18 protein-coding genes and 2 pseudogenes are annotated in these 19,275 nt (G+C 61.5%); 13 read left to right on the forward strand and 7 right to left on the reverse strand.

Annotation, left to right across the window (positions count from 1 at the left end):
* The first annotated feature begins 128 nt into the window (after positions 1 to 128).
* The 3 genes from nirK (at position 129) to QN219_RS26970 (ending at position 3,093) form a co-directional block, all read left to right on the forward strand.
* Entirely contained in the window at positions 129 to 1,262 is a 1,134-nt protein-coding gene (nirK, locus tag QN219_RS26960; protein ID WP_284003229.1) for a copper-containing nitrite reductase, read from the forward strand.
* 83 nt (positions 1,263 to 1,345) lie between these two features.
* Positions 1,346 to 2,260: an SUMF1/EgtB/PvdO family nonheme iron enzyme gene (locus tag QN219_RS26965; RefSeq protein ID WP_284003230.1), complete on the forward strand. Its 915-nt coding sequence runs from the start codon at positions 1,346 to 1,348 to the stop codon at positions 2,258 to 2,260.
* Between the two features lie 131 nt (positions 2,261 to 2,391).
* Complete coding sequence (locus QN219_RS26970; RefSeq protein ID WP_405052273.1) at positions 2,392 to 3,093, forward strand: Crp/Fnr family transcriptional regulator; 702 nt, start codon at positions 2,392 to 2,394, stop codon at positions 3,091 to 3,093.
* 72 nt (positions 3,094 to 3,165) lie between these two features.
* Here the strand turns inward: QN219_RS26970 and QN219_RS26975 are convergent, their stop codons facing one another.
* The gene (locus QN219_RS26975) at positions 3,166 to 3,975 is read right to left on the reverse strand and encodes a class I SAM-dependent methyltransferase (RefSeq protein ID WP_284003232.1); all 810 of its coding nucleotides are present in this window, start codon (positions 3,973 to 3,975) and stop codon (positions 3,166 to 3,168) included.
* Between the two features lie 196 nt (positions 3,976 to 4,171).
* Here QN219_RS26975 and QN219_RS26980 point away from each other — a divergent pair, with 196 nt between their 5' ends.
* The 4 genes from QN219_RS26980 to QN219_RS26995 all read left to right on the forward strand — a co-directional run bounded on the left by QN219_RS26980 (position 4,172) and on the right by QN219_RS26995 (position 8,322).
* Positions 4,172 to 5,305 (forward strand): ABC transporter substrate-binding protein, encoded by a 1,134-nt coding sequence (locus tag QN219_RS26980; RefSeq protein WP_284003233.1) that lies wholly within the window; start codon positions 4,172 to 4,174, stop codon positions 5,303 to 5,305.
* A 64-nt stretch (positions 5,306 to 5,369) separates the two neighbouring features.
* Positions 5,370 to 6,509: an ABC transporter substrate-binding protein gene (locus QN219_RS26985; RefSeq protein ID WP_284003234.1), complete on the forward strand. Its 1,140-nt coding sequence runs from the start codon at positions 5,370 to 5,372 to the stop codon at positions 6,507 to 6,509.
* Positions 6,506 to 7,576 carry an iron ABC transporter permease gene (locus QN219_RS26990; RefSeq protein WP_284003235.1) on the forward strand — a complete coding sequence of 357 codons (1,071 nt, stop codon included), beginning with the start codon at positions 6,506 to 6,508 and terminating at the stop codon, positions 7,574 to 7,576. The genes QN219_RS26985 and QN219_RS26990 overlap by 4 nt, the downstream gene beginning before the upstream one ends.
* Positions 7,570 to 8,322, forward strand: coding sequence for an ABC transporter ATP-binding protein (locus QN219_RS26995; protein ID WP_284003237.1), 753 nt, complete (start codon positions 7,570 to 7,572; stop codon positions 8,320 to 8,322). The genes QN219_RS26990 and QN219_RS26995 overlap by 7 nt, the downstream gene beginning before the upstream one ends.
* 178 nt (positions 8,323 to 8,500) lie before the next feature.
* Here QN219_RS26995 and QN219_RS27000 read toward each other — a convergent pair whose 3' ends face one another.
* A complete protein-coding gene (locus QN219_RS27000; RefSeq protein ID WP_284003238.1) occupies positions 8,501 to 9,412 on the reverse strand; it encodes an HNH endonuclease in 912 nt (303 codons plus the stop codon).
* Between the two features lie 305 nt (positions 9,413 to 9,717).
* On the opposite strand from QN219_RS27000, the gene QN219_RS27005 reads away from it, so the two are divergent.
* Together QN219_RS27005 and QN219_RS27010 are read left to right on the forward strand one after the other, a co-directional pair.
* On the forward strand, positions 9,718 to 10,173 hold the full coding sequence (locus tag QN219_RS27005; RefSeq protein ID WP_284003239.1) for an Rrf2 family transcriptional regulator: 456 nt from the start codon (positions 9,718 to 9,720) through the stop codon (positions 10,171 to 10,173).
* Between the two features lie 611 nt (positions 10,174 to 10,784).
* A complete protein-coding gene (locus QN219_RS27010) occupies positions 10,785 to 11,015 on the forward strand; it encodes a hypothetical protein (RefSeq protein WP_284003240.1) in 231 nt (76 codons plus the stop codon).
* A 263-nt stretch (positions 11,016 to 11,278) separates the two neighbouring features.
* On the opposite strand, the gene QN219_RS27015 is transcribed toward QN219_RS27010, so the two are convergent.
* Entirely contained in the window at positions 11,279 to 11,632 is a 354-nt protein-coding gene (locus tag QN219_RS27015; protein ID WP_284003280.1) for a VOC family protein, read from the reverse strand.
* A 216-nt stretch (positions 11,633 to 11,848) separates the two neighbouring features.
* Positions 11,849 to 12,167, reverse strand: a pseudogene (locus tag QN219_RS27020) (LysR family transcriptional regulator); the annotation flags it as partial.
* A gap of 122 nt (positions 12,168 to 12,289) precedes the next feature.
* Between QN219_RS27020 and katG the strand changes: the two are divergent.
* The gene (katG, locus tag QN219_RS27025; RefSeq protein ID WP_284003241.1) at positions 12,290 to 14,464 is read left to right on the forward strand and encodes a catalase/peroxidase HPI; all 2,175 of its coding nucleotides are present in this window, start codon (positions 12,290 to 12,292) and stop codon (positions 14,462 to 14,464) included.
* A gap of 90 nt (positions 14,465 to 14,554) precedes the next feature.
* Here the strand turns inward: katG and chrA are convergent, their stop codons facing one another.
* Positions 14,555 to 15,970, reverse strand: coding sequence for a chromate efflux transporter (gene chrA, locus QN219_RS27030; protein ID WP_284003242.1), 1,416 nt, complete (start codon positions 15,968 to 15,970; stop codon positions 14,555 to 14,557).
* Complete coding sequence (locus QN219_RS27035; RefSeq protein WP_284003244.1) at positions 15,971 to 16,792, reverse strand: sulfurtransferase/chromate resistance protein; 822 nt, start codon at positions 16,790 to 16,792, stop codon at positions 15,971 to 15,973.
* A 290-nt stretch (positions 16,793 to 17,082) separates the two neighbouring features.
* Between QN219_RS27035 and QN219_RS27040 the strand changes: the two genes are divergently transcribed.
* Positions 17,083 to 18,342, forward strand: a complete 1,260-nt coding sequence (locus tag QN219_RS27040) for a DUF763 domain-containing protein (RefSeq protein WP_284003245.1) — start codon at positions 17,083 to 17,085, stop codon at positions 18,340 to 18,342.
* A 32-nt stretch (positions 18,343 to 18,374) separates the two neighbouring features.
* On the opposite strand, the pseudogene QN219_RS27045 reads toward QN219_RS27040, so the two are convergent.
* Positions 18,375 to 18,559: pseudogene (locus QN219_RS27045) on the reverse strand (VapC toxin family PIN domain ribonuclease); the annotation flags it as partial.
* Positions 18,560 to 18,617: 58 nt separating this feature from the next.
* Here QN219_RS27045 and QN219_RS27050 point away from each other — a divergent pair.
* On the forward strand, positions 18,618 to 18,860 hold the full coding sequence (locus tag QN219_RS27050) for a hypothetical protein (protein ID WP_284003281.1): 243 nt from the start codon (positions 18,618 to 18,620) through the stop codon (positions 18,858 to 18,860).
* A 136-nt stretch (positions 18,861 to 18,996) separates the two neighbouring features.
* Positions 18,997 to 19,242, forward strand: a complete 246-nt coding sequence (locus QN219_RS27055) for a DUF1127 domain-containing protein (protein ID WP_284003246.1) — start codon at positions 18,997 to 18,999, stop codon at positions 19,240 to 19,242.
* Positions 19,243 to 19,275 lie beyond the last annotated feature (33 nt).

Raw genomic sequence — 19,275 nt, forward strand, 5'->3', positions numbered from 1 at the left:
GAAAGAGCAGCGATCAAAGCAACGGTGAGCCGCCCGCGGGGGCAATGGCAACCGTAACACGTTGAATATCGGCGTGATCTTTAGACAAGCCAATCCCGGTGTCATGATCATGCAAAAGGAGAGCGATGATGAGTGAACAGCTTCAGATGACCCGCAGGACGGTTCTCGCCGGCGCGGCTTTCGCAGGCGCCTTGACGCCACTCTTGCAGACAGCGACCGCGCAGGCGGCGCCCGCGGCCGCGGCAGCCACTCCGCCGGTCGACATCTCGACCTTGCCCCGCGTGAAGGTGGACCTCGTTAAGCCGCCTTTCGTCCATGCTCATGACCAGGTGGCCAAGACGGGTCCCCGCATAGTCGAATTCACGATGACCATTCAGGAAAAGAAACTTGTGATCGACGGCGACGGAACGGAAATCAACGCGATGACCTTCGATGGCTCGGTGCCGGGGCCGCTGATGGTTGTGCACGAGGGCGACTATGTCGAACTCACGCTGATCAACCCGGACACCAATACGCTGTTGCACAATATCGACTTTCACTCGGCGACCGGTGCGCTCGGCGGCGGCGGCCTGACGAAAGTCAATCCCGGCGAAGAAGCGGTTCTGCGCTTCAAGGCAACCAAGCCGGGTGCATTCGTCTACCATTGTGCGCCGGAAGGCATGGTGCCTTGGCATGTCACCTCGGGCATGAACGGCGCAATCATGGTGCTGCCGCGCGACGGCCTCAAGGACGAAAAGGGCCAACCGCTCACCTATGACCGCGTCTACTATGTCGGCGAGCAGGATTTCTACGTACCGCGCGACGAGGCCGGCAACTACAAGAAGTATGAAACCCCCGGCGACGCCTATGAGGACACGGTCAAGGCCATGCGCACGCTGACCCCGACGCACGTCGTCTTCAACGGCGCCGTGGGCGCGCTCACCGGCGACAACGCGCTGACCGCCGCCGTCGGCGAACGGGTGCTGATCATCCATTCGCAGGCGAACCGCGATACGCGGCCGCATCTGATCGGCGGACATGGTGACTATGTCTGGGCAACCGGCAAGTTCCGCAATCCGCCGGAGCTCGATCAGGAGACATGGCTCATCCCCGGTGGCACGGCCGGCGCGGCCTTCTACACATTCCGGCAGCCCGGCATCTATGCCTATGTCAACCACAATCTGATCGAAGCGTTCGAACTCGGCGCGGCCGGCCATTTCAAGGTCACCGGGGAATGGGACGACGATCTGATGACGTCGGTGGTCAAGCCGGCATCGATGTAAGCTGATACTTACGAAATGTCGCCGCGGGGGCATTAAACCTCCCCGCGTCGGCCGCGACAAATGTCCCATCCGGAAACCAGGCCATGAGCAAGAAGAACCGGAAAACTTCGCCGTCGATCCTGTCGCTGACCGTGCCGGCGGCCCTGCTCGTCGCGCTCGGCGTGACACTGTCGGCGAAACTCGGCCTGTTCGATCCGGTGGGGCCGGTCTCCGGCCTTGAGGTCAAAGGGCCGGAGACCGTCGTCATCGGGCCGAGACAGATGCGCTATCGCGCTGAAGGGCACTTCCTGAAACGGGGTTTGGCCGTCGACGCGCCTCTGGTTGATGCCGCGCTCAGGGCGCCGTTCGCGATCACCAAGTACCAGGTGAGCCGCGGTGAATATCGCCGTTGTGTCGAGGATGGCGCCTGCGAGGCGCCGGAGGCCGGGGACGGCGGCGAGGACGTGCCGGTCACGGGCGTCAACTACAGCGACGCAGAGAACTACGCCAAGTGGCTTACGGCGCAGACAGGAGAGGTCTGGCGGCTTCCGACCGACGAGCAATGGGCCTTCGCCGCCGGCAGCAAATTTCCCGACGATGCGCTGGGGATCGACGCCGAAAGCGACAACCCGGCGCTGCGCTGGCTCGCCGACTACGAGCGTGAGGCAAGCCGCCAGAAATCGCCGGATCCGCGGCCTCAGCCGCGCGGTACATTTGGCGAGAACGAATATGGCGTGGCGGATGTCGGTGGTAATGTCTGGGAATGGACCAGGACGTGCCATCGCCGGGTGACGATCGGCGATCGCGGCGAGGTGCTGAAGGAGCAGCCAGCCTGCGGCATCTATGTGGTCGACGGCAAGCACCGCGCCTCCATGAGTTTCTTCATACGCGAGCCGAAGAGCGGCGGCTGTGCCGTCGGCGTTCCGCCGGACAATCTCGGCTTCCGCCTGGTGCGCGACGATCGCTGGTACGCCCGTTTGCTCTATGCCTTCGAACGGCGTCGCGAGGGTGCGGTATGACAGCGCACATGCCGTCCGGGCCGGCCGTCGGGGCCTGCGCGGACGACAAGGACGCGGGTCGGTCCTTTCTTGCTCCGGTGCTGTATGGTATAGCAGCCGCGATATCGGAACGGCAGAAGACAAGGAACGACGTGGCCGCGCTCGACCGAACACTCGTAAAATCACTCCCATTGTTTCAGAAGATGAGCGACCAGGAGCTCGATCAGCTGCTGGCGCACGCGACCGTCCGGCGTGTCCCGCAAAACGAGGCGGTGTTCGAGCAGGGAGGTATGGCGGATTTCTTTTACCTGTTGCTGCATGGACGCCTGAAGGTGACCCAGGTCACGCGGGACGGGCAGCAGATCATCGTTCGCGTCGTCAATCCCGGCGACCTCTTCGGCTTTGCCCGCGCCCTTCAGCGCAATGACTATCCCGGCACCGCAACGTCGGCAACGGAGAGCCTTGTGCTCGCCTGGCCGACGGAACTCTGGAGCGTTTTCGTCGAGATGAACCCACATCTCGCCGTCAACGCCATGCACACGATTGGTCAGCGGCTGGACGAGGCGCATACGCGAATCCGCGAAATGTCGACCGAGGAAGTCGAACGGCGCGTTGCGCATGCGGTGCTGCGACTTGCCGAAAAGGCCGGCCGCCGGGAGGAGAGCGGCGTCCGCATCGACTTCCCGATCTCCCGTCAGGACATCGCCGAAATGACCGGCACGACGCTGCACACGGTCTCGCGAATTCTCAGCGCCTGGGAGGGGCGGGGCCTTGTCCAGGGCGGCAGGCAGAAGCTCGTCCTGTGCGACATTCCCGGCCTCAAGCGCCTGGCCGAGCAGGCTGAAGAGCGGTAGCTATCTCGTCCTCGCGCCGGATCGCATCCGGGCCGTTCCTCATTCAGGCAGCTGGCGATCGCCGGCCCCATCTCAGTTCGACGGCTTGCGTGCCCGGATCGCGTAGCGGTGCTGGCTTTTGCGCGCGAGCGCCTTGAAGACATTCCAGTTCTTCGCCTGCGTCCGGTGGATTTCGCCGAGATCGGTATTGATCTCGACATCGACGAATCCGGTCATGCGCAGGAGTTCGGCCACGTCCTCGGCACGCGCGCCGCGTGAGAAGTGGACGCGGGAGAGAATGCTCCTGTGGGTCTCCATCATTTCGCGCGATCCGGACGGCGTGTCGGCCTTGAGAAGCCCGGCGCGCTGACCCCAGCCGCTGAGCTTCGAGAAGAGCCACTCCAGCGCGCTCGTATTGACGAAGTCGCCGTCGACGATCAGCAGCCTGCCGCCCGGTTTCAGCACCCGCAGCCATTCCGCAAAGGCGGTGGCCGGGTCGACCAACGTCCAGACCAGATGCCGGTTGACGACCGCGTCGTAGTGATCGTCCGGCTCCATCGTGTTTTCGGCATCACCCATGCGGAATGAAATCTTGCGCCGGCGCTCGCGCGCCTTGTTGCGCGCCCGCTCGAGCATGGGCTCGGCCCAGTCGAGGCCGGTCACCCGGAAGCCGAGATCGTCGAGCAGGTGCGAGACGACGCCGGTGCCGCTCGCGAGATCCAGGGCCGCGCGGCCTTCGCCTTCGCCGAGATGGCGCCGGATCAGTCGGTGCCACGCTGCGCGCTCCTCCTCGGAGAAAATCTCATGCCCGGGGGAAAGATCGAAGGTTGCCGCGCGCTCCGACCAGTAGATCTTGATCTCGTCGCGAAGATTGTAGTTCCGCTGCTCTGCCACGTCGCTCATATCGACCTCATCCGCTAAAGCGCGTCACAAGCATGCGACGCGCTTTATCTACCTATTCTTGTGCATGTCGTTGCCCCTAAACCGCTGCACACTTCGGGCGACATGCATCGTGTTTGGAAGCGTTCTAAAAGATATATGTTGACTGATAAAGTCATGAAATATTAGATCGCCCCAATTTTTAGCGGAGCGAAGAACAATGAGGCTTTTCAACAGGGTGGCCACCGCCGCCATGGGTTTCTGCGTGCTTTTTTCAGCACCGGCCTGGGCTGAAACGGTCACGGTCAAAGACGTCACGGGCCGTGAGGTCGAGGTCGAGGCGCCGGTCGAGCACGTGATTCTCGGCGAAGGGCGCCAGATCTATTTCCTCGCCGCGCTCGACCGCGAAGAGCCTTTCAAACGCGTCGTCGGCTGGCGCGACGACCTGGCCAAGGCCGACCCCGAAAGCTATGCCGCCTATCTCGCCAAATATTCCGACATTGCCAAGCTACCGGCTTTCGGCGGCATGAAGGACGGAACCTTCGACATCGAGCAGGCCGTGGCGCTGAAGCCGGATGTCATCCTGATGAATGTCGACGCCAAGACGGCGACGGAGGAAGCCGGCTACATCGAAAAGCTCGGCAAGGTCGGCATTCCGCTCGTCTATGTCGATTTCCGTGAGAAGCCGATGGAGAACACCGAACCGAGCATGCGCATCATGGGCAAGCTACTCGGCAAAGAGGACAAGGCCGAGGAGTTCATCAAGTTTCGCGCCGACAATATCGCTAAGGTGACCGGCGTGCTCGCCAACGCCGACGCGAAGAAGCCGCTAGTCTTCGTCGAACGCGCCGGCGGCTATTCCGACGATTGCTGCATGTCCTTCGGCAATGAGAATTTCGGCAAGATGGTCGAACTCGCCGGCGGCGTGAACATGGCGAAAGACATTATCCCGGGCACGTTCGGCACGGTCAATCCGGAGCAGATCATCGCCGCAAACCCGGACCAGATCATCATCACCGGTGGTAACTGGCAGGGTTATGTTCCCGGCGGTGACTGGGTCGGCGTCGGCTATGGCGCCGACGAGTCGGAAGCGCGCCGCAAGCTCGACAACCTGACCAAGCGTGCCGCCTTTACCGGCGTCAAGGCGGTCAAGGATGGCAACGTCCACGCCATCTGGCACCAGTTCTACAACAATCCCTATCAGTTCGTCGCCGTCCAGCAGATCGCCAAATGGCTGCATCCGGACCTCTTCAAGGATCTCGATCCAGAGGCGACGTTCAAGGAACTGCACGAGCGCTTCCTGCCTCTTCCCTACAAGGGTGGCTACTTCGTCTCGCTGAATGTCGGTCAATAACGGTTCAGGCGCCGGAGGGAAGGGAGACTCCCCGGCGCCGCCATCAAGAGGTTTGCATTTGCAGATGTCACTGTTCAAGAGACTTTTCCCGGCGCTGATCGCCGTGGCGGCGTTCATCGCTGTACCGGCCATGGCCGCGGAAATCACCGATGTCACCGGTCGCCGGGTCGAGCTCGATCTCCCGGCCAAGCGGGTGCTGCTTGGCGAGGCGCGGCAGATTCATGTGGCGGCGGCATTGAAGGGCGAGCACGTCTTCGACACGATCGTCGGCTGGCGCGATGACCTGATCAAGAAGGACCCGGATTCCTATACGGCCTATCGCGAGCGTTTTCCGGCGATCGAAGACCTGCCGCTGTTCGGCTACATACCGAGCGGCGATTTCAGCCTCGAAGCGGCGATCGCACTGAAGCCGGATGTTTTGACGCTGAATCTCGAAGCGCAGCAGGCGGTCGAGGAATCCGGCTTCATCGAAAAGGCGGCCGCCGCCGGTATCGTCGTCGTCTTTCTCGACTTCCGCGTCGATCCGGCGAAGAACAGCGTGAAATCCGTCGAAATCCTCGGCGAACTTTTTGGGGCAGAGGCGCGGGCCAAGGAGTTCATCGCCTGGCGTCAGGCCCAGATCGCGCTGGTGACCGATCGTCTGGCGGCCGCCGGCGCGATTGGGCGCCCGAAGGTCTTCATCGAGCGCTCGCCCGGCATCACCGGCGAAACCGCCTGCTGCAGGACGTTTGGACCTGCCAATTTCGGCGAGATGGTGGAAAAGGCGGGCGGCCACAATATCGGCTCGGATGTTGCCACAACAACCTTCGTTGATCTCAATCCCGAACAACTCGTCGTCGCCAATCCGGACCATGTGATCGTCACCGGCAGCAACTGGGCGGCCGAGTCCGATCTCAACCAGTTCGTGAATGTCGGCCGCGGTGCCGATCCTGCGGCGGCCCGGGAAAGGCTGGCGGCGCTGATGCAGCGCCCGGGTTTCACCACCCTCAAGGCGGTGAAAGAGGGCAGGGTGCATGCCGTCTGGCACCAGTTCTACGGCGCGCCCTACGAGTTCGTGCCGATCCAGCAATTTGCAAAGTGGTTCCATCCGGAGCTTTTTGCCGACATCGATCCGGATCGGACGTTCCGCGAATTCCACGAGAAATTCCTGCCGGTCGCCTATCGTCCGGGCTATTTCGTCTCGCTTCCGCAAGGAGGTGAATGATGGTTGCGGCGGTGGGGGAATTCTCCGGTGTCGCGGGGCGCGGGCGTTACCGCGCCCTCGTGCTGCGCCGGTTGCTGCTGATCTCCTGTCTCGTCACGGCGCTCTTCGTGTCGGTCGCGGTCGACATGGCGCTCGGGCCGGCCAACTATCCGCTCACCGACGTGCTGGCGGCGCTGTTCTCGCCGGAGACGGTCGGCAACCAGCTTCGCGTGGTGATCTGGGACATCCGCATGCCGATCGCCCTGATGGCGGTCACCGTCGGCGCGTCGCTTTCGGTGGCCGGCGCGCAGATGCAGACGATCCTCGCCAACCCGCTGGCGAGCCCCTTCACGCTCGGCATTTCCGCCGCCGCCGGTTTCGGCGCGGCGCTTGGCCTCGTCGCAGGCGTGGCGATCTTTCCCGTCGCGGTTCACTACATGGTGCCGATCAACGCCTTCCTGATGGCGATGGTGGCGGCACTCTTCATCCATTTCGCCTCGACCATGCGCGGGGTGACCGTGGAGACGATCGTGCTCATCGGCATCGCCCTCGTCTTCACCTTCAACGCGGCCCTGTCGCTGCTTGAATATCTGGCTTCCGAGCAGGCGCTCGCCGCCGTCGTGTTCTGGACCATGGGGAGCCTCACCAAGGCAACCTGGCCGAAGGTCTGGATCACCGGCGCCGTGCTCGTCTTCGCCGTGCCGCTCTTTGCGCGCCACGCCTGGGCGCTGACGGCGCTGAGGCTCGGCGACGACAAGGCGGCAAGCTTCGGCATCAACGTGCGCCGCCTGCGGCTGGAGACGATGCTGACGGTCAGTTTGCTTGCGGCTATCCCGGTCTCCTTCGTCGGCACCATCGGCTTCGTCGGTCTCGTGGGGCCGCATATCGCCCGGATGCTCGTCGGCGAGGATCAGCGCTTCTTCCTGCCCGCTTCCGTTCTTTGCGGTGCGCTGCTGCTCTCGGTGACGTCCGTCGTCAGCAAGATGCTCATTCCCGGCGCGGTACTGCCGATCGGCATCATCACGGCGCTCGTCGGTGTTCCCTTCTTCTTCGCGCTGATTTTCACCAACAGGAGACGGTCATGGTAGCCCTGACGCTGGAGAAGGTTGGCGCGACATACGGCCGGCGCGTGGTGCTGTCCGACGTCAGTACGGGCATGTTGCGGGGTGGCGGCCTGACCGCCGTCATCGGTCCGAATGCCGCCGGAAAGTCGACGCTCTTCAAGCGCATCGCCGGGCTTGCAGCCGGCCCTGGCCTCGTCCAGCTCTCCGACACCGCCAAGGGGCCGGAAGCGATCTGTTACATGCCGCAGGATACCGGAGCGAATGCGGTGCTAACCGTCTACGAGTCGGTGCTGCTTTCGGCCAAGCAGGGCTCCGGCTGGAAGGTCAAGGATGAAGAGCTTGCGGAAATCGACCGGGTGCTCGCGGCGCTCCGGATCGACGACCTGGCGTTCCGCGGTCTAGGCGAGCTTTCCGGCGGCCAGCGCCAGCTCGTCTCGATCGCGCAGGCGCTGGTGCGCAAGCCGGAAGTCCTGTTGATGGACGAGCCGACGTCGGCGCTCGACCTCTTCCGCCAGATCGAGGTGCTCGGCTTCATGAAGCGGTTGTCGGCGCAATCCGGAATGGCAGTGCTGATCGCTTTGCACGACTTGAACCACGCGCTGCGCTATTGCGACGATACGATCGTGATCAGCCACGGATCGGTGGTCGCCAGCGGCCCGACCCCCGAGGTGATCACGACCGAAATGCTGAAATCCGTCTATCGCGTCGAAGCCCGCGTCGAGGCGTGTTCTCTGGGCCGCCCCGTCGTCATTGTCGACGATTCCATTTAGGCCACCTGCTCGCCGGGTGGCCGCTGACGCGAGCTGCCCGAACGACTTGGCCACTACCGCGCAGTGTAGCGGCGCTATTGTGTCTGGATCGAGATGGGGCGCGCTTGCCGCGATGCTCGCGACGCTGGCCCGTGAGGCCGACCCGCGAGACGCAAGCGCTTACCTTGCGCCAGCACATTCAAGACTTAAAGCAGTTCTCGCGATGCCATTTGAGGAAATGCCGGTGCGGTTTTTCGAAAGCCCGGTGCGGCACGATTGCTCGTCCCGTATTGTTGATAAGCGCTCCAATGCTTTCCGGATCGTTCACCTGCCGCGAAACAAGGATGTCCAGGTCGTCTGATAGGCTGATCAATCCCCGATCGAACATCCAATGCGCCGTTCCAGAAAGCGCGATGCCATTGCTGAGGATATCTGGACCATTGGCCTCAACCGGCCGAATGTGCGCCGCGTCCACTTCGGCACGGCCGCCACCGATAATGAGCTTCAATCCAGTAACCGCGCAACGCTTATCGTAGGCTTGCAACACGAGTCGGCGGAAAAGTCGGTTCCGGACAATGCGAGACGAGAGCTGAGTGACGCGATCACGCTCCTGTTCGAAGATAAAGGGCGACTGCCCTCCGTCGCCAAAACCGCGTACCAGAGAAATGACCTCTGGCTCGCCTACTCGTGGCAGCTCAGACTCAATCTCATCGACCCCTAACGACACGATGCGGTTGAAGTCAGCCGGAGAGATTGGTCTTACGGCAGACTGTGCCCGTCCGGAAATGCGGCCTTCATCGTTCAGGACCCCGCGTTCAATAACCCCATCCGCATTGCTGAACGGAACCGGATTGATGAAGTCGAGATACGTCCCCGGCTCAATCAATGCGATGTACATGCCTGGTGCTTTTGGGTCTGGAATGACTTGGCTGACCTTGGCGATCGCAAAATACCCGCGTGTCTCGGCGACCTTTCTCGGCTCGTAGTAGATGATCCAATCACCGATGCAGGCCTGGACACGGCCCAAGTACTGACTCGGGAACTGATATCGTTCAGCCGGGCTGTCGTCGTAGATCGAGTCTGAGCGGTGAATGAAAACCCCGAATCCCATGTTACCGCTATAGCATGTTCTCGGGTCTGCTCGACAGAGTTGTAGGACGCAGGAGTTGGTAAAACGCCGCATACAAAACGGTGCAGCAGCAAAATCGCCATCAGTACGGATTGACGTTCCGACGACGGCACGATCGACAACAGCTTCACAGTAAATCTATCTGGAAACTGAATTGATTTCTTGCCGCCGGAATGGGGTTGATCTATATAACATATATCTAAGATGCCCCATGAATGTATGAGCCGGCGCGACGCCCGGTGTGGTGGGCGGCCACTGGCAAAAGTCTTTCTCGAAAGCTGTGTCTCATGCTGACAAAAAAGGGAAAATACGGGCTGAAGGCCATGGTTGACCTTGCCCAGCTTCAGCCGGGCGAAACGGCCTTTATCACCGAAATCGCCGTCCGAAACAATTTGCCGAAGAAATTCCTCGACACGATCATGCTGGAACTCCGCAACGCCGGGTTCCTTCGCTCGAAGAAGGGCCCCGGCGGCGGCTATTCGCTCGCGCGCCCGGCGGCCGAGATCCGCGTTGGCCAGGTGATCCGCACCCTCGACGGCCCGCTTGCGCCGATCCGCTGTGCCAGCCGCACGGCTTTCGAGGCCTGCGACGACTGTCGCGATCCAAAAAGCTGTCACGTGCGGCGCTCGATGGTGGTCGTGCGCGATGCCATCGCAGGGATCCTCGACAACATGACGCTCGAACAGTTCGCGGCCAGCGAGAACGAAGACCTCGTGGCGCCGTTTCGCAGCGAAGCCGGCTGAGGCCTGCCCTTTGCTGCGTCGTGGTGAACGACCGGGCTGATGTTCGACAGTTTGGAGCGGCGAGGCTTTGCGCCGACTTCAGTGTGCGCGCGCAGGATTGTTGCGCGCCTCGTCTTCCATCGAGCGTCCGAACGGCCGGCGGAAGGCGGAGACCGTGCTGAACGGCAGGGGAATGCGGATTCGGACCACCACAGGAACGATCACAACAACGGGTGACGCAAGAGCAACCGCGTGGTGAAAGAAATCCTGCTCAACAGCCAAAGGTTTCACGAGACGGCATTGTCCCGAGCATAGTATATGACGTGCAATCTGTTGGAAAATGCTCGCGGCTGAATTTGAAAGAAACTCAGCTGTCTGCAGGGAACTCTTCGCGCAGAGCTTAGTTTGCTCCACAGTGTAAACGGATGCATTGCGTCCCAAGACAGCGAGCGAAGAGAAAAATGTTGATACGTCTCATAGCAGCTACCGCCTTCCCCCTTCTGTTGGCTGCGCCGGCATTTGCGGACTGCAGTCAGGAACTTGCGAAACTCGAGCAAGCCATGGTTTCCGCGGAAACGGGCGCAAGCGGCAGCACGTCCGGCGTGCCCGTTACGGAGCACCAGGAAGACGTCATGCCCGGCAAACAGCAGAAGGGCGTTGGAACCGAAACAACAGGATCGACCGGTACCCAGACCGAAGCGGTTTCGCCCCATCAGGAGCAGGTAACCGGGACACGGACCGATGAAAGCGCCGACAAGCCAAGCGAGCTCTTAGCGGAAGCCCGCAAAATGGCCGAAGCAAATGATGAGCAGGGCTGCATGAAGAAGTTGGCGGAAATCAAGAGCCTGATTGGGGAAAAGTGATCTGGTCTGGACAAGGACGGGCTAGCGGCATTCCGACCACCACGATGTGATCGGCGCCAAGGCGAAGCTTAGGTCGCATTCTCCCGCCCCTCGACGAGCGGTGACGACTCCGTCGCCATCGCGGGCGTGACGGTAGACGCCAAACAGCGCTGCCACCGACCGGCAGCTCTCGGCCGCAAGAACCGCTCCAACAGGGCGCACCTGCAGATCACCGGCCCTGCAGATCACCGGCAAGGGGTCGTATTCATCCGCGAGGAAACGCTCTAACGAAGATGCGAAAGCACGTTGAGCAGCGTGCCTGTCGGGTCGGCAATGAAGAAACGTCTTACGCCCCACGGTTCGTCGGTCAGATCGTGGACGACCTTGCATCCGATCTCTTTCGCACGACGGTACACCTCGTCCACATTGTCGACTTCGATCGACAGATCGGGCACAGGCGCGTCCGAGCCGCCCTCGCTGAGGATGCTGATCTGGGGAAAGGTCGTTTCGCGCGACGCCAGCGTGGCAATCCACCCGAGATCCATGACGACATCAAGCCCGAACAGATCGGAATAAAACTTCCGAACGTCGGTGACGTTGTCTGCTGCGATATTCGCGACGATGCGCCGTACGGTCATCCTGCCACTCCTTCCCTGGATGTTCGAGTCGGGCGCCTTTCTGGTTCGGTCGCCACCGGTTGTCGAAAAGTGCTGTTCGCGCATGGTGTGGGCCGACCGGCCGGCCACATCGGAAATCTGCAGGAGCTGTTTGACCAATGGCGTCGAATTGCGCCGGATCATTCCTATCATACGCGATGGCCGTGGAAACTTCGCCGTTTGCGTCTCACGCACCTATATTTGAATACCGTCGAACGTTCTATTCAGATCGTTTATGATGGCCGGTAACAGGTAGGGTGCAATCGTTGGAACTCTCCCAGTTTCATCCACGGCACGAAGGATGTCGCGGACGCGCAGCGGATGTTTGACCGAACACGGTCAGTTTCACTTCACGCGCTAGGTTCAAAGAGGTCGTTGCCAATTCTTCTTCGAGTTCTTTGATTTGCATTGATAATGCCGGCTGAGAGACTGCACAGGCGTCAGCCGCGAGCCGGAAGCGGCCATGTCGTGTCAAGGCTTCGAAACAACGAAGCTGTTTCAGCGGGAGGATGCGCATCGGCCTGTGTCTCTGGCTTGAACCGGTAGGGGTCACACTCTGAAATGGCGCACTGATCGACGGCTCCGACAGACAATTCCCCTTTTTGAATGGCAGACAAGTGAAGCAACAAGGAGAAAATCATGGACATGGAAACTGACAGCGGGAGCAAATGTCCCGTCGCACATACGGCCCGCGGCAGATCGAATCGCGACTGGTGGCCCAATCAGCTGAACGTCCAGGTTCTTCACCAGCAGTCTGGTCTTGCCGATCCGCTGGGCAAGGCGTTCAACTACGCCGAGGAGTTCAAGAAACTCGATCTCGACGCCCTGAAGAAAGATCTTCATGCGCTGATGACGGATTCGCAGGATTGGTGGCCGGCCGACTTCGGTCACTACGGCGGCCTGTTCATCCGCATGGCCTGGCACAGCGCCGGCACATACCGCATCACCGATGGCCGCGGTGGCGCCGGCGCCGGGCAGCAGCGTTTTGCGCCGCTCAACAGCTGGCCGGACAACGCCAACCTCGACAAGGCCCGCCGTCTGCTGTGGCCGATCAAGCAGAAATACGGCAACAAGATCTCCTGGGCCGACCTGATGATCCTCACGGGCAATGTCGCCTTGGAATCCATGGGCTTCAAGACCTTCGGCTTCGCCGGCGGCCGAGCCGATGTGTGGGAGCCCGAAGAGCTGTTCTGGGGGCCGGAAGGTACGTGGCTGGGCGATGAGCGCTATAGCGGCGAACGCGAGTTGGCAGAGCCGCTCGGCGCGGTACAGATGGGCCTCATCTATGTCAATCCGGAAGGTCCGAACGGCAATCCCGATCCCGTCGCCGCGGCGCGCGACATTCGCGAAACCTTCGCCCGCATGGCGATGAACGACGAGGAAACCGTGGCGCTGATTGCCGGCGGCCATACCTTCGGCAAGACCCATGGCGCCGGCGATCCGTCCTTCATCGGTGTAGAGCCGGAAGGCGCAGCGATCGAAGACCAGGGCCTCGGCTGGAAGAGCACCTATGGGACGGGCATCGGCAAGGACGCGATCACGGGCGGCCCGGAAGTGACCTGGTCGCAGACGCCCACCCGGTGGAGCAACTACTTCTTCGAGAACCTGTTCAACTGCGAGTGGGAACTGACCAAGAGCCCGGCCGGCGCCCATCAATGGAAGGCGAAGAATGCCGATGCTTCCATCCCGGACGCCTACGACGGGTCGAGGAAGCATCTTCCCACCATGCTCACCACCGACCTGTCGCTGCGCTTTGATCCGGTCTACGAAAAGATCTCGCGCCATTTCCTCGAAAACCCGGATCAGTTCGCCGATGCCTTCGCCCGCGCATGGTTCAAGTTGACCCACCGCGACATGGGTCCGAAGGTTCGCTATCTCGGTCCGGAAGTCCCGGCCGAAGACCTGATCTGGCAGGACGTGATTCCGCCCGTCGACCACAGGCTGGTCGACGAGAAGGACGTCGCCGACCTCAAGGCAAGAGTTCTCGCGTCCGGCCTCTCGGTGCAGGAACTGGTGTCGACCGCCTGGGCCTCGGCTTCGACCTTCCGCGGCTCCGACAAGCGCGGCGGCGCCAATGGTGCGCGCATCCGCCTCGAACCGCAGAAGGATTGGGAAGTCAACCAGCCGGCGCAACTGGCCAAGGTGCTTTCCGTTCTTGAAGGCATCCGGAAGGACTTCAACGCCGCGCAGACCGGCGGCAAGAAGATCTCGCTCGCCGACCTGATCGTGCTTGCTGGCGCGGCCGGCGTCGAGAAGGCGGCAAAGGCTGGCGGCGTGGACATCACCGTGCCGTTCATGCCGGGCCGCATGGATGCCTCGGAGGAGCAAACCGACGCCGCCTCCTTCGCCGCGCTCAGGCCGCGCGCCGACGGTTTCCGCAACTATCTTGGCGGCCGGCAGTTCATGAAACCGGAAGAGGCTCTGGTGGATCGCGCCCAGCTGCTCACATTGACGGCACCGGAAATGACCGTTCTCGTCGGTGGCCTGCGTGTGCTGAAGGCGGGCGCGCCTGAGCATGGCGTCTTCACTTCGCGTCCCGAGGTGCTGACGAACGACTTCTTCGTCAACCTGCTCGACATGCGCACGCAGTGGGCTCCAATCGCCGGCAAGGAAGGCGTTTACGAAGGGCGCGACCGCAAGACGAACGAACTCAAGTGGATCGGTACCCGCGTCGATCTGATCTTCGGTTCACACTCGCAGCTTCGCGCCCTGGCGGAAATCTATGCCCAGTCCGACGCCAAGGAGAAGTTCGTGAAGGACTTCGTTGCCGCCTGGAACAAGGTCATGAACGCCGATCGATTTGACCTTGTCTGATCGGAAAACCCGCCTGGACGTGGCTCTTGGCCACGTCCAGGCATCTTCATCGTCAGATACAGCAACGTCAATCGTCGAATGCCGCCCAACCTAGATCAAGGCATTTGCTCCGACTGTCCAAACGAGCCCGGCGACGGCGCAGGCAAGCAGCGTCGCGATGATCGAAGCTTGGAAGCGGAAGATTGCGACCGCGGCCGCCGCTGTGAGCACGAGCGATGGCAGCACCAGTGAGGATGGATCGGGGACATCGAGCGCGAACCATCCGAGCCTCCACGTCACCACCTCTGCAAACAGCGTGTGCAGGCCGAACCAGACGGCGAGATTGAGGATCACCCCGACGACGGCGGCGGTGATTGCCGACATTGCGCCGGTCAGCGCCGCGTTGTTGCGAAGGCGCTCGATGAAAGGCGCTCCGAGGAAAATCCAAAGGAAGCAGGGAACGAAGGTCACCCAGGTCGTCAGGATAGCCGCAAGCGTCGCGGCCGTCATCGGGTTCAGCGAGCCCGGATCACGGTAGGCGCCCATGAAGCCGACGAACTGGACAACCATGATCAAAGGACCAGGCGTCGTCTCGGCCATTCCGAGGCCGTCGAGCATCTCGCCGGGCTTCAGCCAGCCGTAGTGCTGAACCGCTTCCTGGGCGACATAGGCGAGCACGGCATAAGCTCCGCCGAAGGTAACGACGGCCATCTGGCTGAAGAACAGCCCGATCTGGGTAAAGATATTGTTGGCGCCGAGGAAGGCTGTAAGCAGCATCAAGGGAAGGAGCCAGAGCGCGAAGAACACCGCCGAAACACGCAGCGACCAGGAAAGGTTCGGACGGGCATGGGCCGGAGTTTCCTCTCCGAGCAGCGAATCTTCGTCCTTCAGGACAGGACCGGATCCCGCCTTGTGACCGCCGCCAATCCGGAAGAGCGGCGAACCGGACCGGCCGCCGACATAGCCGAATATACCCGCCGCCAGGATGATCAGCGGGAATGGGACGCGGAAGAAGAAAATGGCGACGAAAGCGGCCGCCGCGATGCCGATCATCAGCCGGTTCTTGAGTGCCCGGCCACCGATCCGGAAGACGGCATGAATGACAACGGCGAGCACAGCCGCCTTCAGACCGAAGAACAGCCCTTCGACGACGGTGACATTGCCGAAGGCTGCGTAGATGTAGCTCAAGCCGAGGATGGAGAGGAAACCCGGCAGCACGAACAGCGTGCCGGCAACGAGGCCGCCGGCGGTACGGTGCAGGAGCCAGCCGATATAGACCGCAAGCTGCTGCGCCTCCGGTCCCGGCAGCAGCATGCAGTAGTTCAAGGCATGCAGAAAACGGTGTTCGCCGATCCAGCGTTTTTCGTCGACGAGGATGCGATGCATCACCGCAATCTGGCCGGCAGGACCGCCGAAACTCAAGGCCGCAATTCTTGCCCAGACTCGTACGGCCTCGCTGAACGGAATCCCGTGGGCGTATTCCTGCCGCGCCGCTCCCGGCGCGGCCCTGTTTGCAGTCTCGGTCATTCACGAATCCTTCTTCGGCGATGGCCAGTTATGCGTTTCGTCGGTAGCATCCCGGCACCAGCGGTAAAAGGCGTCGTAGAGCAGCATCCCTGCCTCCAGTTGCTCAAGATCGTCGGCATACATACGCGACAGACCGAGTGATGCCGCTAAAAGACCGGGCGCCTCCGGAGCGAGATCGAGGCGTGCGGTGTCCGCGCCGCGCACGATCATGGCGAGCCGCTGCAACGGTTCGGTCGAAAGACCGAATTCCTCGACCATGACATCGAAGGTGCAAAGCTCGCCCTTGTGGCTCCAGCGGATCGGGGCATCTATGTCGAAGGGCGTCGCGGCGAAGCGCTCGCCGACCACCTCGACCTCGGTGGGCGACACGAACAGGAAGACTGCCTGCGGATCGACGAAGCGGCGGATCAGCCAAGGGCAGGCGATGCGGTCGATTTTCGGCCGCGCTCTTGTCACCCAGACGGTGCGTCCGCTCGTATCCCGCTCCGGGATTGCGGAAGCGGGTATTGCTGGATAGCCAAGCTCAGCCCAGGCTTCGAAGCCGCCCTCGAGCACGTCGGCGGCAATGCCATAGTGGCGAAGCCAGGCGGCGACACCGTGGCTGAGCTTCTTGCCGCGATGGCATATGACCACCGCTGAGTCGCGATCGAGCTCCGCAATCCACTCCTGTACATTGCGATAATCGCGCCGCATCGAGCCGGGCACCAAACGCGGATCCGCGTCGAAATCCTCATCGATCCGGACATCGATGAGCGCGTGGCATCTGGGGGTGCCGATCAGGCGGGCAAGTTTCTCTGGGGAAATTTCGAGCAGTGACGACATATGACGCGTCCTCCGTGTGAGCGGTTGATTGGACGCGATGCTTCGGCTGTCGCCTCGTGGGGTGATCGCAACCCCCATGCGCGGTGTTTTCCGCTCTTTGTCCGGCCCTGTCAAGCGGCTCGACTGGTAGGAAACGCAGAGACCGGATCACCGCGCAATACGTCGATAAGGGTTCGCTTTTGCCCGAGGCGTGTACTTGGATGTTTCGCCCCTAATGAATCCGCGCGAAAAGAGAACATTTGAAGAACTTCTCCCTGTCATAACTCCGACTGCCGGTTTATAAGCAACGGATGGTTCAAAGAGCAGGCAGTGCGGATCTCCCGCTTCATGGTGGCAAGGTTCCCCGGTGGCTGGGCGACCGTATGACGAAGCTTGGCGCGGTCATCACTGAAGCAATCGTGATCGAATATGGCCGCGACGAGTTTCTCCGGCGGTTGGCGCACCCTTTCTGGTTTCAGTCCTTGGGCTGCGTCATGGGCATGGATTGGCACTCTTCCGGAATCACAACCAGTGTCATTGGTGCTTTGAAGCGCGGCCTCGCACCTCTTTCGCGGGAACTGGGCATTCATGTCTGCGGAGGACGCGGGCGAAACTCGAGGCAGACACCAGACGAATTGATAGACGTCGGCAACCGCGTCGGCATTGACGGCGGCGGTCTTGCAACTACCAGCCGGCTCGTCGCAAAGGTCGACAGCGCGGCGGTTCAAGATGGCTTCGACCTTTACCTACACAGTTTCATCGTGGCCGACGACGGCAAATGGGTGGTCGTGCAGCAAGGCATGAATGGCGATAAGCGACAGGCTCGGCGCTATCACTGGCTATCAGAAGGCATTTCCAGTTTCGTCGATTCCCCCCATGCAGCGATAGAAGGAAGGCGCCAAGGTGAAATCGTCAATCTCGCCGACAGCCGTGCCGCAGCGTCGCGACGTAGTCAGCTTGACCTTTTAATCTCTCACGGACCGGATCGAATTGTCCGGGAGGTATCCGCGATGGACCGGAAGGTCAAAGCGAAGGAACTAGCGCAACCGCTGTTGCCGCACCTTGTAATGCCGGCACATCATGAGGTGCGAGAGGAAAACATCAACATGAAGCGGTTGCATGCAACGCTTGCTGCGGCCGCCGATCGCGGACCTGAAGATTTCGAACAGCTCCTGCTCGTGCCAGGCGTCGGTGCGCGGACGGTCAACGCGCTCGCGATGGTGGCAGAAGTAGTACATGGCGCTCCCTGTCGCTTTGCCGATCCCGCGCGGTTCTCCCTTGCACATGGCGGCAAGGATCGGCACCCGTTTCCCGTGCCACTCAAAATCTACGATCAGACGATCCGCGTCATGAAATCGGCTGTGACCAAAGCGCGGCTGGGTCGTGATGAGGAGCTACAGGCGCTGAGACGCTTGGACGATCAGGCGAGGCAGCTGGAGAACTACGTTACCGGCCCAGATCTAAAAGAAATTGTCGCCGGGGAGTTCCGCCGGTCACCCGAATGGGACGGTCGCAGCATCTTTGGCTGGGAGGCATGTCCTGAGCAGTCCGAGGAGAAAGCACGCTCCTAGGCGAGGGTGGGCGGCGTCGTATCGACGTGAATTCACATCCTATTTGTGGTGATCAGGTGCAAGGCAGAATTGTCCCTTGTGACCACCGCTGCTGACAGCTTGCGATTGTTGCCAACGGACCTCCACGCTCCTTGGCGAGCGCAAGCAGATAGGTGTCAGTTACCTGCCCCGAAGTTAGGATCTCCGTAGGAGCGATATCACCTGACCCGACAAGGGCTGTCATCGCCTTTGCTCCATACGCAGACGCGTTCGCGGCGGCGCTGCCCAAGCTCGAAATGTCGACCGGCATCAAGGTGCTCGTCACGTTGCAGGCTATGGCGACCCACAGGGCTGCGGAGGCAGGTGAACGCTTGCAGTGCGTCGAGCCTCCGGAAGTCGTCATCAATTTCACGGAAAGTGGATGGATATTCCGGGCCGCATCATCCATGTGCGTCCGCGTGATGCTGAAGCGGCGCAAAAGGCTGCTTCCCGTTACTTCCGGAACTGCCGCGCTGGCACAGCCGGTGTATTCCCACTGACGGATTGATTGCGCCTGCGGGCTGAACGAACCCTGGCCATCGCATCAGGAGCAATAAAGCGGTGAATCCGTCGCCGACGGCCGCATTGGCGAGTGTCAACCGACTGCTGGACACTCGGATCAAGAAGGGAAGCACCATGTCTAAGACCTCCTTCAGCATTAATCCATCGGTCTTTCTGGCCGCAGCGCGAAGCCCAGCCTTCCTGAGCCACGCTGCACAGGTTGCCGAGACAATCCGCCGTCGGAGGCGGATCACTCGGGCGCGCGGCTGCGCCCTGCATGAGATGCCGGATCACATCCTCAAGGACATCGGCGTAACGCGTTTCGAAGTTGAATACCTCGTCGGCTCTGCACGAGCCAGCAACTGGCGCAAGGGCGCGTGAAGCGGCCGAGTGCCACGGTCTCCCTCCGATCGA

This window comes from Sinorhizobium sp. 8-89 (assembly GCF_030124325.1).
Taxonomy (GTDB): Bacteria; Pseudomonadota; Alphaproteobacteria; order Rhizobiales; family Rhizobiaceae; genus Sinorhizobium.